Raw genomic sequence first — 16,348 nt, forward strand, 5'->3', positions numbered from 1 at the left:
AGATAGAGGACATCTCATTATCACGGGAGAGCTTGGCCAGATGAAGGTAAAAAATGAATGATAAAAGGAATGAATGACACAAATGAAGAAAAAGCGAAATGTCTTGTTTGTTACGAGGGATGATACGTATTACACGGTACCTGCTTCTTATTACTTTATCCGAGAACTGAGCCAATTGGTCAATTTAAAGGTTACTCATGAATCGGGCTCCCTCGAACAAATTATCGAACATTCTCAGTTTGAGCCCGATTTTGTTTACCTCCATGATTTTTTAGAAAATAAATCCCCTTTCGTCACGGGATTAAAATCAGTGAATATTCCTTTTGCTGTGGGTCTACATGATTTGCATTACTATGGAATGGAACGGAAAAGGCTACTTATTCAAGAAGACGTAAAACATATTTTTACTTATTATCGTGCTAAATTTTTAGAATGGTATTCAGAGTTAGCTGATCGGATGAGATGGCTGCCACACCATGCCAATACCGACGTCTATCAAGATTACAAACAGGAAAAAGAGATTGATTTATTGATGTCTGGTGCTATGTTTGAACAGTATTATCCGTTTAGGAATTTGCTATTTAACAGACTTAAAGATCGATCTAATTTTGTCTATTTGTCTCATCCTGGATACCGATCAATCGACCAAAACGAACCAGATGTATATGTTGGCGAGAAGTATGCTAGACAGTTGAACAGAGCGAAAATCTGCTTAACTTGTCATTCCATCTATCGATATCCATTAATGAAATACTTTGAAATCACCGCCTGTAACTCCCTTCTACTTGCTCCGTACACAGAAGAATTAGCAGATCTTGGCTTCATTCCAGGTGTGCATTTTGTTTCGATTGATGAAAATAATTTTGAAGAAAAAGCAGCTTATTATTTAAAACATGAGCACGAGCGCCAGCGCATTTCCCTAAACGGCATGAGACTGGTCCATGAGCAACATTCAACAAAAAAACGGGCTGTCGAATTTGTTGCACACATGGAAGACATTCTTAAAGAAAGTCAATTGACGAAATCATCTTTCGTAAAAACCCATTCCTAAAACGTTTCCATTCGGAGCAAATCTTTTCTAATTCAATCTTATCTGAGTGTTTCAACAGCTAAGGTTAACTAGAAGACAAAAAAGAAGGCTTGTCGCTAAATCCCCTAGCGAAAGCCTTTTATTTTTCATCAAGATAAACGTCCTTAAAAATCGAAAAAAATCACTCAGTTCTATAAAAGATTTACTTCATTGTGTATGGTGCATTTTCAATGCACTTAGGCCACCTCTCTTTCGATAGTGGCCTGATGAATGACTTCCTTGTAATGGAAGGTGGTTTTTTGCTACCTTTTGCTCTCACCTGATTCATACAAGTAAATAGATTATTTTCGTGCCTTAAAAAGGGGCCGATCATTGTTCGCTGCCATAAAATCATCGTCACAAAAACCGAGGAACACCACGTTGGTAAACCCTGCACGAGTTAATTTTATTTCTACCTCTTGCACGTTTGTTGTAGCGTTTCCTTCAAATAAAAGGAGCTCGTTCGTGACTTCTCCCAATAATTGATAAAGCCTTTCTGGATTTTTCACATGGGCTTCCATTGCCAAACAGTAAACGACATCGAAAGTACCCCCGAGTTCTTCCTTTGTTAGCTTGTCAATATCACCTTGTATAAAACGAACATGATTTAAATCAGAGAAAGCTGCTACTTTGCGAGCAACATGCACTTTATCCTGATCATATTCTATTCCAAGACATGACTTTGGTTGCAGCTTTTGTGTTTCGAAAATCATTCCCCCACAATGGCTACCTATATCAAGCAATGTCTTATTAACAATCTCTTTTTTATGCAGTTTAAATTGTTCCAGACGTCTTGCACTGTTCCGCTGGGCCATTGTGGATGAGACTTGAAAATTTTGCAAAGTGAAAGAACAGTAAGGGCGGAGAAATGGATGGCGATGCCTTCCTTCTTTCTTTTGGAAGTCTGCGGAGACGGCTGTGATTTCCTGGACTAACTCTGTTTTTAATGCTGAAATGGCTCCCTCTAACGATATGTGTAAAACATTACTAACAGATAAGGGATAATCCCCTAAGAAACCCATGTTTTTTGTATTATATGGACTTTCCAGCCCCTTCCCAGTAATATCATAACTATTAATGAACGAGGGCATTTCCCCTTCTGGATATGGAATCATGAATTCGTAATCGATTAATTTTATCCGGTCATGATGGAAGAATATATTTTTGGCATGGATATCACGATGTGCGAACCCTTCGACAAAAAGATCTAAAATCATGGACATCACTTGGCCTATCACGATTTGACGTCCATTATCGGTAAGTACATGGGCAATTGCATCCAAACGATGATCAAATGGATACATTTCCATTACAATGGCTCGTTGTTGGTTATCCATTTCCCGTTGCGAGAACCATGGAAATCGATGAAACCTTTCACTGGCCAGCTTTTCATTGTTAAAAGCTTCGCTACCTTCGCGAGTTTTATGAAATTGTTTGCGAACAAGAAATTGGGTGGATTGAGAGAATGTATAAGTGTCTGCATGTTGACCACGATAAATGATCACTTCGTTTTGCGACGGTGCCGTATCATTTAATCGTTCTTTCGGAGCCGTCATAGAAAATGAAGGAGTGACGTTATGGGTAGATGTTGAAGTATGATTTTTGTAAAATTCCGCTTGCTGTTCATGATAGTGTGCCTGTTGCTGATCTCCGAGAGCTTGATAGCAGAGAGCAAGTTGTTGGTGGGGAAGCCACGTTTGATAAACGGTATCTGCGACAGACCAGGCGTATCGTTCAGATAAGGGCTGTTTGTAAGCTGTTTTATACCAGAATATCGCCGCTTCGATATGCCCTTTACGTAAAAAGTGCTCTCCCATGCGGCAACTAAAGGCTGGATAAGGAACATCCAATGCCAATGACTGTAAGGTAAGTTCCAGTTCTTTTTCTGGTTGATTCTCCATCGCGTAACTAGTTGCCAATTTATGATGAATAAACATATTATTCTCTAACGATATTTCTGGATGGTCTTTACATTTTTCAAAATACTCAATCGCTTTATCAAATTGTTTTTGGACAATACATTCACGGGCATAATGAAACATATCAGATACAGTGAGTCGATAGCCGTTGGCCAGGCGACGTTCATAAATTTCGATGTTTCTTCGAGAGGGGATTTGGTTCGGATCACTCATCACTTTCGTATGTGTAACCGTAATGTCTGTGTTGAGAAAACGGTATGACCCATCAATCGCCAAATCTTCGTGGACAATCCCCTTCCATCGAAAGCCTTTGCTACGCTTCACTAAACGAAAGCGGACCGTCTGTGAAACAAGACTCTTCTCTACATCTTGAGGAATGAAGTACCTCATTGAAATCGCATCAACGTCTTCAGGCAACGAAGATTTCAATTGGAGAAATTTATCACGTTGTTCCGGTTCCAGGATATCATCGGCATCTAACCAGAAAATATAATCTTGAGTGGCATATTGAAACGAAGCGTTTCTCGCGGCGGAAAAATCATCGATCCATTGAAAGTCGTATACATGCGGAGTCCATTTTTTTGCGATTTCTTTCGTTTGATCAGTTGAGCCTGTATCGACAATAATAATTTCATCTGGGATGCCTTCCACAGAAGACAGGCATTTTTCCAAGGTATGCTCCTCATTTTTAACAATCATGCATAAACTGATCGTGATCATGCAGTATCTCCTTTCCGTCACGCGTGATTATCATTATATTGTATGTTTTTTATTGAGTGTCATAACTTGTTCCTTAAGACTCCCCTCTTATCTAATAGAGAAGTTTCTTTTTTATATCGATGAAGTGTTCGGTAATCTAGCTTTGCATCAAAAACGCTATTAGTGATTTACTGTCTCTTATAACTCTACGTCACTTGCACTTAAGCGAGTGAACCGCGGTATACCGAACAGTAGAACGGTAGTGTAAAAGATCCTACTCGCTACCATAGGATTTTAACTGTCTGATTGGACTCTTTTGTGTTGTAGGGCTTTAATTATAAAGCAGTCTTTCAACGCAGCTGTTATATTTTTTTAATATTTTAATGACTTATATAATCAAGTACTCTACCTGCGTGGGTACCGGACAACACTGTTACGTCATCGTTGCCTACATTTGAAACAGCAGTGTAATCGCTGGCGTTTAAAGCGAATCATCTTCCAATACGGCTTTCCCAGGAAACAGGACCCGTCGGACCGCGCAGCGTACAGGTTGGATACAGTCTTCAGCTTTGAATCACGGCCGGAAGATCGTATCCAGTATCGCCGCCCCCGCCCTGTGTTCACTTGCAAAATATCCTGCAGAGTAGAAGGGACCGCTTCCCCCTTGCAGTACCAAGGGCAAACTGGATTTTCTCGCCTTCGACATTGATCATATGCGCCAGGCCCAGTTCCCGAGGACAATGGAAAACATCAGCAGATGAACGGCATCGTCCTGCGTCAATGCAATTCACGGCGAGATGTTGAGAATATTCGGATGGACAACCTGACACCGCCATTTCCTGGATAGGCTTCTTTCTTGTTAAACATCTTTTGTCACGGGGCATATTGTCTTATTAACAACCTGGGACAGGCTCGATTGTTTTGTCCGCAGTGAACCAGTATTACAGTGTTCTGGTGATATTTACGTAAATATTGGTAAAAGTAACATCTGAAGTTCCAGCCATGAAATTGAGGAAAAAATAATTCTGATTAGTTCCAGGCGGCACTTCAATGGTAACAGTTTGATTAAATGAAAAAAACGTACTGGACGTTACAATTGGACTATTAACAGTAGATAAACGCGTATTAGTAAAAAAAACTACATAACCCGCCTGATTTGTTGTCTCGGCGATAAAGGAGAAGTTGACCAAGTAGGTGGCCCCTGGTGCCAAATCCATTTGTGAATCGCCCAATACGAGTGTGACGGGATTGTTTTCGCTTCTAAGGAGGTTATAGGACGTACCTCCGCCTGAGCCGGCGGTCAGAGTCAAATCATTTCCGGAAAATTCAGCGAATGTCGTTAGGAACGATGGGCCTGTCGCTCCTGTTGGGCCCGTTGCTCCTATTGGACCTGTCGCTCCTGTTGGACCTGTTGCTCCCGCTGGCCCTGTCGCTCCTGTTGGACCTGTTGCTCCCGCTGGCCCTGTTGCTCCCGCTGGCCCTGTTGCTCCTGTTGGGCCTGTTGGACCTACTGGGCCCGTAGCGCCCATCCCGGTTGGACCGGTCGGTCCTGTTGGACCCATTTGCCCGAGTGGCTTCCACGGATTCCATGTGTTTCCTCCATCTAGGGAACTGCGAATAAACAACGTCGGGTTGGAGAAATACAGCTGCTGTATATAATTCGCTCCTACTGGAGGAGTGATCACCGATACATAGATCGTCCATACTCCTGTTGCTCCTGGGGGGAAATCTCCTACTGGCGGGCCAAAGGCATTGTCTGAACTATACACACCAGGGGTGACTAACTGATCTATGTTTGTATTAGATGGAATTGAACTGGCCAAGGGAAAGGCGCCGACCTCTGCCGCGTCTAACGTCACCACACCCGTCAAGCCATTGATGCTTTCAACCCCACCAGGCGCTCCCGTTGCTCCCCTTGGTCCTGCAGGCCCTTGGAGTGTCGGGATATTCGTCGCAGATCTCATTTTCGAATCCAGCATCATTTCCTGTTTAAAAACCGTTTCTAACATCGATTGGGTGCTTTGATTCACATTTAAAAGATCTTGCAAGGTCACTCCTGTTGGCCCGGTGACTCCTTGCAAAGTCCCAAGGGCGTATTGAATTTTTTCCCCTTCGGCATTAATAATATGGGACAAGCCCATTTCTTCCATTGCGATGGAAGCTAGCAATAAATTCACAACATCATCACGCGTTAATTGGATGTTGGGCGAGATATTAGGCAAATTTGGTAGGGACATAGACTCACTCCTTATACTTTATGAGATAGATACTCCATACAAATGTGTTCTCATGACAAACGTCTACGAAATTTGTGATCTGTTTTTAGCAAAAATTGGTTCGGGATTTTTTTTATAAGAGAGGGACTGGTTCATAATAATCTGTTCTACCGTGTTACGAATCAACGTTTTTTTGAGGTTTTTTATTCTTCTTTTATTTGCAAAAAAACTGCTTATTAGCAGTCTCTCACTATATACATGCATAATCGTTCACATACATTTATTTAACTTTCGGTCACCTTTTCTCGGAAAAATTTTTCATTATATAAGACGCGTGGATCAGTGGGGCGGTATGCCTTCGCTTTGTTATTATGTTCAACTGCTAGTTGTTTTTCTCCTAAACTCCAATAACAAACAACTAATTGAAGATGGGGATACCAAGTGTTAAAGTTTGTATTTCTAAACCCATAATCATTGTCTATTTCTACCTCAATTGCGAGCTGATACCAAACGACAGCCTTTTTAAATTGGTTTTGATTTAAATAGTAATCCCCTATTTGACAAGAAACTTCGGGATGGGGGATGTCGTATTTTAACGATCTGACAAGGGCGTCAATTTGCTTACTGGTTTCTCCTAACATTTTATAACATTCAGCCATATGGATGCAGGCCCTAATATTGTCCTCCACCCACCCTTCATTGGTGGCCAGAAATTCATGATAGTACATGGTAGCTTTTTGAAAATTTCCGTTGTCTTTTAATTCATTGGCATAATAAAACAAGTCTCTTGGACTAAAATGCTCTCCCTTTTCTAGGCGTTTTTCATAGATTTGCAAGTTTCGGTCATCTGGAACTGTGAATCGTTTCTTATCCATTTTTCGATGGGAAATGGCAATATCCGATGAAATAATATGGCCGCCAACTTCTAAATATTCATGCACTGCCCCTATCCATTTAAATCCCCTCGATCTTTTGACCAGTCGATTCCTTCTATAGGTAAACGTAGGATTTTCAAACTCGTCAAAGGCAATATTATAAATCATTGATACAGCGTCTATTGTCGGAAAAAGCGCCTCTTTTAATCTTTGAAATTTTTCAACCTCTTGTTCAGGAAGAATGTCATCGGCATCTAACCAAAAAATATAGTCTTTTGTCGCTCGGCTAAACGCAAAATTTCTCGCGGCGGAAAAATCATCTACCCACTCGAAATCAAACACTTGATTTGTAAACTGATAGGCGATATCTTTTGTTGTATCAGTTGATCCTGTATCGACAACGATGATTTCATCGCAAAGATCTTTCACACTACTTAAGCATTGATGTAATACTTCTTCTTCATTTTTGACAATCATGCAAAGGCTTATAGTAACCATATGATCCTCCCGAAAAACTGGTTTCTTCTTTTCATTTATTGCTAAATTGTCAGTGACTTAGAGAGACAGCATTTCATGATTACGTTTGCAGGTTTGGAAGGTCCCCTTTCATAGCTATTAAAATACCGTCGACCTTTCTCACCCTGAACAACTTTACTGACTGCTTTTATTGTGCAACAATAGCAAAATTAGGGATCCTTATATCTTGTGACAAATCCTGTACACCCTATATTTCTTAATCAACATTAAGGCGATAAGCTTCCTAGCTCTACAATGGTTATAGATGTAAACTCAGTCACATTTGCACTACTATCTAGAGCAAGACATATATCGGTTGGGCCGTTGCTATTAAAAATAACAGATTTGCTTACGATAACATGTGGGGTCCCTGTTGTATCGGGAGCCTGACTTCGAGCCTCACTTCCATTAATAGCATTACCACCGAGGCTCATATTTCTTAAACTTGAAGTGATTTCAGTAGTTGCAGTGTTGGTATACTCTACGGAATAAGAAATAAGATACATTTTATTTCCTTCCAAACTAAAGAGAGCACCTGAGTAACTTATACCTGTACCATTAATAGTTGCCGGTCCAGTAAAAGGGATAGCTGTATTTGCACCAATATTAGAGGCGGTATTTCGGCACATAAACAAGTTGTTTCCAGTAAAGATAGACCCGTCTGCTCCAGTAGCGCCTGTCGGACCCGTCGCTCCTGTTGGGCCAGTTGCTCCTGTTGGGCCAGTGGTTCCCGTTGGGCCGGTGGCGCCTGATGGGCCCGTCGCTCCCGCTGGTCCTGTGGGGCCTGCTGGTCCCGTGGCGCCCATGCCGGTTGGACCCGTCGGTCCTGTTGGACCCATTTGTCCGAGAGGCTTCCACGGATTCCACGTGCTTCCTCCATCTGGGGAGCTACGGATAAACAATGTTGGGTTGGAAAAATACAGCTGTTGAATATAATTAGGCCCTGTTGGCGGCGTAATCACCGATACATAGATCGTCCATACTCCTGTTGCTCCTGGCGGAAGATCTCCTTGCGGCGGGCCTGCGGCATTATTGGAGCTATAAATCCCTGGATCGACTAACTGGTTGATATTCGTATTGGATGCAACAGCCGTCGATAGCGGAAACGCGCCAACCGTATCGGCTTCTAACGTCACAACGCCCGTCAAGCCATTGATGCTTTCAACCCCACCAGGCGCTCCTGTTGCTCCCCTTGGTCCTGCAGGTCCTTGGAGCGTCGGGATATTGGTCGCAGATCTCATTTTCGAATCCAACATCATTTCCTGTTTAAAAACCGTTTCTAACATCGATTGTGTGCTTTGATTGACGTTTAAAAGATCTTGTAAGGTGACGCCTGTTGGTCCTGTGACCCCCTGCAAAGTGCCAAGGGCATACTGAATTTTTTCCCCTTCGGCATTGATAATATGGGACAAGCCCATTTCTTCCATAGCGATGGAAGCTAACAATAAATTCACTACATCATCTCGCGTTAATTGGATGTTGGGCGAAATATTAGGCAAGTTTGGTAGGGACATAAACTCACTCCTTTGATAAGACATTCGTCCTGACTTCTATCCCCTATGCTTCCTTGCGGTTAAATCGTTATTTTACGGTTAATTGTTCCAAACATTGTTCTTTTAATTCAGTGGCTCTAAAACTGCCAGCGCCTTTCAGGATTAAATATTTATGGTTGTCTTCTCCAAGTTTTAGACATTGATCTAATGCTTCTACAGCCTCCTCGTATTTTTTAAGGTGAAAGAGGACCGTGCCTTTTATATAATAGAGGTCTACATAATCTGGATAGAGTAGAATCGCTTGATTAATGCTAGGCCACGCGCCATCGATATTGTTGGAATCAATTAAGATCGCATATTTTAAACGATAGACAATCGCCGGCGGGATTAGCCCATGTTCAATAAATTTTAAAATTGCGTAGTTGACAAAGTGGAACGCTTTCTCATAATTTTTGGCATTATAATATTCAGAGGCGGCATGGTATTCAACCCAGGGACTGTGCTTTTCATTGTTTAACTCGATTTTTAATAAGGAAAGGTTGCGGTCATGTTTCTTTTTAGAAGTTTTGAATGAATCTAGGTAACCATAGTGTTTAATCGGAACATCGAGTGTGTCTTCTACTAGACCAGCGTTTGGAATTTCTAATGTTTCATGAATTCGATTTTGAAAGACAAGCTTTTTTCCATTGCGAAATATTCTCGGTTGATAAATGTTGTAAGCATCCTCTTCTTGAACGCTTTTTCCGATATAATTGATAATCGGTACATACAAAATTGCTTCTTCTTTTTTCTGGGATAGAGCTGCTTTCAGATTATCGATGTTTTCCCGATCTAGCTCTTCATCTCCATCGAGCCATAAAATCCATTTGCTTTTCGCCCGTTGAATGCTCTCGTTTCTTGCTTCGGAAAAATTTTGATTCCATTGGAACGAATGGATGTTTTTCGTATATTTTTTACAAATCTCCACCGTCTGATCGGTGCTCCCTGTATCTACAATGACGATTTCATCCACGATATCATGAACGCTCTTTAAACATTGTTCAATATGGGCTTCCTCATTTTTTACAATCATACATAGTGAAATCGTGTTATCGGTCAATCTGCTCACCTCGTTTTTAAAGTTTAGCCTTTCAGGCTTTTAAAAAATTAGTTTTGCAATGGCTAACGGCGCAATGCCGAAAACGATTTATATAAACTGTTGAATCTCCGGTATTCAGGATTTACCCAAGGGGGGCTTGCTTGGCGGTTATCAGCGGAAGATTCCTTTGCCGCCATTTTTAAAAAGTCTTGGTTGAGGATGGTTTGCAACATCTGCTTACATTTTCTTTTATATTTGAGATCGATAAAGGGTTGGTTAGGTAAGTCTTTGTACGTATTTTCTAGAAAGTGTTTAATGTTTTTGATAAACTGCAACACTCTTGGGTTTTCCGACTCTTCCATGAAGATTGGATGAATTAATTTTTCTAATTTTAACCGATTGATATGGTCCAACAGAAAGTTGAACAGCCATAACGAATGGTAAAAACTTTTTTCTAATTGTATCCGTTCTTTGCGGTATAACGGAGTAGATTGAGCAAGATCGAACATATCCCTCAAAAGAAAGCAGTGTTGCTCTATATAGAAAAAATAATGTTCAAGAACGGACTCCATATGATTTCCTGCTAGTTTAGAGCTATCCACTACCTTACCTCCTTCCGAAGGATTTGTATGACGTATAGATTGAGGTTGCAAGAAGGCTCACCTATGGCTATCGTTTTCTTGAATGACGCAGCCACATTGGACGCACCTGTTTACACGTTTCCCTTCATTCATATGGTGGCATTCACATTCGCAGCCAATAGCCTCAAGTTCTTGGCAACAATGTTCGCAAACTCCAACATTTGCCTTGCATTCCTCACACTCACATCGATTTTCAGCGAACCTTGCCCCGCACGCTGGACATCTGTACTTATAATTAACGCTATTCGTTTGATATTTCTCGGCGTAATGCTTTTGGCACGGCTTCCTCTCCTCCTTGTGGGAGCAGCATCGATGATGATTTTCCTGAGAACATCCACACTCTCGACTTGGATGGTGGTGACGAGCTTTGCAACGATTAGGGCCACCTTTGCATGTACAGTAAGATTCGCCATAGCAGCAACAGTGCCCGCAATGTTCGTATTCATGACAGCAACACCCTTTATGTACGCAACAATCATTTCTTTCTTTACCACAACCGTTCCCACAAGGACATTCCGGTTCGTCGCAATTTTCTTCTTCTGAATCGTCGATTGACACCGTCTCTTCCAATTTTAATTGTAAAAGCAATTGCGACTTTACGACGGTTTTTAAGGTGTTGTTTATACTTTTGTTCATTTGTAAATAGTCGGAGAAACAGGTATCTCTCATTTCAAGAAAACGTTGCAATTTCTCTGCTTCAGCGTTCAAAATATGCGACAAACCAATTTCCTCTAAAGCGATCGAAGAGAGCAGTAAGTCAACGGTCTCGCATCGTTTTAAAGAAATAGAGGGTGTAATATTAGGGATACTCGGGAGAGACATTTGACACCTCCGACTATTACTTTTTTTTAGTTGAGTATTCACCGAATGCGGACGACTAGAAATTTTGTGAGGACTACCGACAAATGATTCTTCTTGTTTCTGTACAAATGCCTACAAACGTCTTTGACTAAAGTCACATTACATTTGTTTACATAAGCCCTTGTGATTAATATATACACAGCTAGCTTGCCCAATTTATCTTGTACAATAAAAAATATAAAATCAGTTATCTATTTTCCCAGACAATTATATTCCTATTAGGTAATAAGCCTATGTCGAATAGCTTTTTCCACGATGATGGCTTTGCCGGTTACTGGCTTTTTTCTCATTCTGGGCTATCGCCATTTATGTGCACCCCGTTCACTTGCCCACGCTTCTTTCTTTCAACCTTCTTGGATCAATCAATTGGTGTCTTTATTTTAGTAAACCTAAAACTTATAAAAGAGCCTTCGCCAAAGTCCATCTTTTGCATATTATTTATTAAAGCGCGATCATTTTATTAGGCAAGGAGCGAATCAACATGCAAAATGATGGGCTGTTACAATGTGTGTGCCCTAGATGCAGGAGATGTCTCGATTCACTTTGCAAAAAGTATGTAGACGAAAAACTTAATGGCTGTCGCTCAGAGAAGAGAAAAGGCGATGATGACTGCACAGAAAATGTCTTTATTTGCAATATGAAGAACCGTCATCGCTGCGAAGCTTGCAGGCGCCCGAAACGGCATCATTGTGGCAAAAAAGTACCAGTTGATTGCACAGAATATCATTATCATTATGTTTGCCTGTGTCGTTGTTGTTGCTGTTGCTCCTGTCATTGCTGTCGAAAGTGTCAGTGAATCACATCGCTCTGGTATTGTATTTGAGCCCCTTCTATTCCAGCGCAAACAAATAACACCCGAATTTGGATGGAATCATTCGGGTGTTGCTCTGTTGGTATGACCTGGGAAAACATTAATATACGGTTTTCATCATCTCTGCTTTCCTTCGGATCATCTCTAGATTTTTTTGCAGCCGCTCGTCATGTGGGTTCAATTCTACCGCTTTTTTTCCAAGCTCGTACGATTTTTCGTACATGTTTAAATGATAGCAGCTTAATGCCCCTAAGTCGTAAATTGTTGCATCCCAAGCAAACGCTTCATTCATATAAATCAATGGTTTTTCTTTTATTTTTAAAGCTTCTTCTACCATATGATAGATGGTTGGCCAATCTCTTTCGCCATAGGCGAGCTGTGCCATTTCAACATAAGGTTCGCGAATCGTCGGCGCTTCTGCAATCGCTTTGTATAACCAGTTTTTCGCTTCGTGATGGTCTCCCTTCTCCCGGTACGATCTGGCAATAAACCTCATCGACGCGCTGCGCTCTTCTTTCCAGTTTGCCGATGGCATGCTCAGATGGTTTGTAAGCGTGTCGATGCATTTGTCCCACAATTGATAATACATGTATTCCCGTCCTAAATAATGGACATTCCGATCATGGTCAGGATTTTCCTTCACTGTCTGTTCTAATAAAGCTAAATATTGCCCTCTTGATTTTGTAAGATCAGGATAATGATTTAATTGAATCGTTTCATCTACCGAATAACATTCAGGCCCTGCTCCGTAATAATGTAATTCTTCATGTACAGCGTTGACCCATCTGTATTCATGGCGACAATGGATTTTTTCAAACCAAAACGTTTGCCCTCTTGAGCCATCTGGGTTAAAGCTCCAAGTATACATATATCTAAGCCTTGTCGTCTGAGGAGTCCATGCTTTTTCTAGCTTTTCTCTCCATCCTGGCTCAAACCGTTCATCTAAATCGGCACACACGCATACATCCACATTCTCTGGCACAAAACTTAGGGATGCATTTCGAGCTACATCAAATCGCCACGGTTGGACTGAAATCGGATAAACCATGGCCCCGCGTGCTTTTAATTTTTGTGTGGTTTCATCAAGGGAGCCTGTGTCCGCCACGATAACCATATCCGCTTCTTGCATCGAATCCATCCAACGGTCGACGAATGTTTCTTCATTTTTACAAATGGCATAAACGGCAACCTGCAGTTTACTCATCATCATGTCCCTTCTTTTCGTTCATTTCAGCCTTTTCATTGTTCCCTAATAAAATTTTGCATTGTCTCTTACCGACGCGGCCACGTAATCTGGCAATTGCTTCATTTTCGCTTGAAGACGTTGTTGCGCTTGGCGACCGATTCCACGTTTTTCTTCAATATAATAAGCGGAAACGGAAATTTCAAAGTCAAGAAGATATTCATACACGCCATAATCAACAAAAAGTATATCCTGTTCAGGGAAAGGAGTTTCCTTTCCTTTTAAGGCAAACATTAACGCAATGTGATAGTTGGCCTGCTCCCGATACATTTTTGCTAAACGGTAGAGTGGTTCCGCCCGTTGTGGTCTAGATTGCCACGCTTTCATATAAGAAATTGTGGCAAGTGCCAAACATTGTTCTTCCTCTTGTGCTAGTCGATCCATGGCCTCTAAATCAAACATTTGTCCGCTTTCTTCTGCTTCTTGTGTTATTTGGTCACGCTCTCCGGCGACCTGATGAGCAAGGTCCTCATAACAACAACCGATCTTTAATAAGGAATAAAAAACTTCTTCGTCCCATCCACCAGCTTTAACCCTTTTTTTATACCACTTTATCGATTCTGTAAATTCCTCCATGGCACTTAATGTTTGACCTAAATAAAACATATACCGTACTTTTAAATGAGCTGGAGTCGTTAAGTCACGGATACCGTCTAGCAATAACTGCTTGTCACGTTTAAATTTATTTTCTTTACTGCCACCATCCTCTTGATCGTCAATCTTCAAATGGATCAGTTTCCCTTGTTTTATTGGTTGCTCCTCGTTTATCTTAGAACGGTCAATATCCCAATATTCATGAGTGACGCCATAGGCTTTCCATGGAAGAGTGGTCTTTATCAGGCGAACGTTCCAATATTCAATGACGTTGTTGTACTGCAAGATCATATATTGGTCGTGCTCCAAGTTGGCCTTATCAAACGATTGCTTCACCTCTAAGATCATGTCCGCATCAAGCAATAATAAGTAATCGGCTTCTGGATAGGTTTTTGTCGCTAACTGAGCAGATAAACTTCGATTATAGCCAAAGTTTTTAAATGGTTCATAATGGATTGTCACTGGAATGTTATTCTCCGTACACCAGGTTTCGATTAAATCAACTGTGTCATCAGTTGAGCCTGTATCACAAATGGAAACATAATCGATCACCGGTTTGGCAGATTCCAAGCATCTTTTCATCACGTTCGACTCATTTTTTACAATCATACACAGGCATATTTTTTTATTGGTTGTAGGCTTTTTCATTTTCCAGGTTTTTTTTGTCACCTTTTTTCCTCTCTCCTTAAGCACGGAGATAATAAACTTATTTTTTTCGAGGACAAACTTCCTCTTTTAAGCAAACTCCAGCAGTCATCGAAAGCCTTATAACCAATTGACGGGAGATTAGATGCGATAAACCGGAAAATCTTTTAATGAAAACTCAGCAATGGCTGGAACTTTATGATAGTTGGATGTTCCATAATAGACTTTTTTTCCTAATTTAGCAGCACCAATCATCACATGGGCTCTGTCCGTATAAACGGCGTCAAAATCAGAAATCATTTTTAACCAAGCATCTAGCGTTTGGCACGTAACGGAGATGTCATTGTTGTACCTTGGTGGCGGCTCATGGCCTTCTTTTTCTGGATCCATTCGAAATGCGTTAAGGGCTCCCTTTCCTTTTTTTATATAGGATGAAAAATCATAAAAAAAAGCACAATCGTAAGCAATATCCCCATCACATAAATCTTTGATTTGCTTATAAGACGTCCGTTCACGGGCAAACACTTTCGCTTTCGTATGGGAGAGAGCTTTCTTGACGATTGGTAGAGATGTGTCAAAAGACGTCGGGAAAACCACCACTTTTTCAAAACGGCTTTCAATTAATGGCAAATATTCTGGCCAAGAGTGAAAAGCCCGACACCAACCGCCCCCTCCAGTCACAATAGCGGTATCCCCTTTATAACTCGGTTCATTTACTAACCTTTCTCTCACAATCTCTTTGTAGCCAGTTTTTTCTAGTAATTTTCTTGTTCCACCCCAAATTAAATGATCGCCGATATTCCCATCGGCTCTTATAAAAGTAACATCGTCCGTGTTACCAATCGCCGCCAATAGTTTTTTTCTTGATGCGTGTACTCCCGCTTCATGTGATGAAAAATTATCCTCCATCTTATTCAATTCTCCTTCTCCATATCATTTTTCATTCAGCTAAATATGCAAATAATAGATAATGTCATCAAATGTTTCTACTGTTTGGCTTCTCGGATTGAAAATGCGCATCCCTGTAAAGCGGTTTATGAGCTGCTCTACTTTTATGAAATCACTGCACCTCCCATGGATGATTTTCACTTGATTTTTTAAATAAGTAGGAACAGGAAGCCGGCAATTGTATTCAGGTGTTAATGTCGCCACCCTAAGCTTGCTATAATAAACCGCCTTTCTTAAGCTTGGCTGGTCAATGTTTTTCACCCTACGCAAATCTCTATAAAAACGCAGCCAATCGGTAAAGAGCTCTTCCTCTATACATTGACGATTGAATAGAATAACGCCACTATTAAATTCTGGATAACATGTTGGGATGCCTAAGTTGAAATACGGGATTTGGTCCCTTCCTGGAGTATGCGCTAACGCTAAATCAAACTGGTTTAATAACAAAAATAACTCCGAGATATCACCGCACACATACGTATCCGTATCTAAAAACAATGTGTGTTCGTAAGGGGTTTTCGACAAGTACGCCATTTTACATTCTTTCACATCGTCCGTTGGGGTTACTTTTTCAACCGTGTCAAAACAGTCATCTGCGGAAAGATCCAAATTTGTGTAGATCGTAATGGGTATGTTAGGCATATGTTTTTTGGCACTTATTGCCGACGTCACCGCTTCTTTGACATGCTTATCCCCGAATGCAATGTAGACAATCCCCTTATACACCACTTTCACATCCT

Annotated in this window: 13 protein-coding genes; 2 read left to right on the forward strand and 11 right to left on the reverse strand. The window is 41.0% G+C overall.

The genetic code is table 11. From position 1 onward, the window contains the following. Nucleotides 1–82 precede the first annotated feature (82 nt). Nucleotides 83–1,051, forward strand: a complete 969-nt coding sequence (locus N6H06_RS10290) for a glycosyltransferase family protein (RefSeq protein WP_263706281.1) — start codon at nt 83–85, stop codon at nt 1,049–1,051. 320 nt (nt 1,052–1,371) lie between these two features. Here N6H06_RS10290 and N6H06_RS10295 read toward each other — a convergent pair whose 3' ends face one another. The 7 genes from N6H06_RS10295 to N6H06_RS10325 all read right to left on the reverse strand — a co-directional run bounded on the left by N6H06_RS10295 (nt 1,372) and on the right by N6H06_RS10325 (nt 10,952). Beyond that, on the reverse strand, nt 1,372–3,687 hold the full coding sequence (locus N6H06_RS10295; RefSeq protein ID WP_263706282.1) for a glycosyltransferase: 2,316 nt from the start codon (nt 3,685–3,687) through the stop codon (nt 1,372–1,374). A gap of 941 nt (nt 3,688–4,628) precedes the next feature. Then, nucleotides 4,629–5,924 carry a collagen-like protein gene (locus N6H06_RS10300; protein WP_263706283.1) on the reverse strand — a complete coding sequence of 432 codons (1,296 nt, stop codon included), beginning with the start codon at nt 5,922–5,924 and terminating at the stop codon, nt 4,629–4,631. Between the two features lie 263 nt (nt 5,925–6,187). Further along, the gene (locus N6H06_RS10305) at nt 6,188–7,276 is read right to left on the reverse strand and encodes a tetratricopeptide repeat-containing glycosyltransferase family 2 protein (RefSeq protein ID WP_263706285.1); all 1,089 of its coding nucleotides are present in this window, start codon (nt 7,274–7,276) and stop codon (nt 6,188–6,190) included. 245 nt (nt 7,277–7,521) lie between these two features. Beyond that, the gene (locus N6H06_RS10310) at nt 7,522–8,808 is read right to left on the reverse strand and encodes a pyocin knob domain-containing protein (protein ID WP_263706286.1); all 1,287 of its coding nucleotides are present in this window, start codon (nt 8,806–8,808) and stop codon (nt 7,522–7,524) included. A 67-nt stretch (nt 8,809–8,875) separates the two neighbouring features. Next, the gene (locus tag N6H06_RS10315) at nt 8,876–9,886 is read right to left on the reverse strand and encodes a TPR domain-containing glycosyltransferase (protein WP_263706287.1); all 1,011 of its coding nucleotides are present in this window, start codon (nt 9,884–9,886) and stop codon (nt 8,876–8,878) included. Between the two features lie 62 nt (nt 9,887–9,948). Continuing rightward, nucleotides 9,949–10,467 (reverse strand): hypothetical protein, encoded by a 519-nt coding sequence (locus N6H06_RS10320; protein WP_263706289.1) that lies wholly within the window; start codon nt 10,465–10,467, stop codon nt 9,949–9,951. A 128-nt stretch (nt 10,468–10,595) separates the two neighbouring features. Continuing rightward, nucleotides 10,596–10,952: a hypothetical protein gene (locus tag N6H06_RS10325; RefSeq protein ID WP_263706290.1), complete on the reverse strand. Its 357-nt coding sequence runs from the start codon at nt 10,950–10,952 to the stop codon at nt 10,596–10,598. Between the two features lie 1,104 nt (nt 10,953–12,056). Between N6H06_RS10325 and N6H06_RS10330 the strand changes: the two genes are divergently transcribed. Continuing rightward, nucleotides 12,057–12,266, forward strand: coding sequence for a hypothetical protein (locus N6H06_RS10330; protein ID WP_263706292.1), 210 nt, complete (start codon nt 12,057–12,059; stop codon nt 12,264–12,266). Between the two features lie 12 nt (nt 12,267–12,278). On the opposite strand, the gene N6H06_RS10335 is transcribed toward N6H06_RS10330, so the two are convergent. The 4 genes from N6H06_RS10335 to N6H06_RS10350 form a co-directional block, all read right to left on the reverse strand. Further along, on the reverse strand, nt 12,279–13,382 hold the full coding sequence (locus tag N6H06_RS10335; protein WP_263706294.1) for a tetratricopeptide repeat-containing glycosyltransferase: 1,104 nt from the start codon (nt 13,380–13,382) through the stop codon (nt 12,279–12,281). Between the two features lie 45 nt (nt 13,383–13,427). Beyond that, complete coding sequence (locus tag N6H06_RS10340) at nt 13,428–14,663, reverse strand: glycosyltransferase (protein WP_263706381.1); 1,236 nt, start codon at nt 14,661–14,663, stop codon at nt 13,428–13,430. 138 nt (nt 14,664–14,801) lie between these two features. After that, nucleotides 14,802–15,569 (reverse strand): polysaccharide pyruvyl transferase family protein, encoded by a 768-nt coding sequence (locus tag N6H06_RS10345; protein ID WP_263706296.1) that lies wholly within the window; start codon nt 15,567–15,569, stop codon nt 14,802–14,804. Between the two features lie 39 nt (nt 15,570–15,608). Beyond that, nucleotides 15,609–16,334 (reverse strand): glycosyltransferase family protein, encoded by a 726-nt coding sequence (locus N6H06_RS10350; RefSeq protein ID WP_263706298.1) that lies wholly within the window; start codon nt 16,332–16,334, stop codon nt 15,609–15,611. Nucleotides 16,335–16,348 lie beyond the last annotated feature (14 nt).

The organism is Shouchella tritolerans (assembly GCF_025770735.1).
Lineage (GTDB): Bacteria > Bacillota > Bacilli > Bacillales > Bacillaceae_D > Shouchella > Shouchella tritolerans.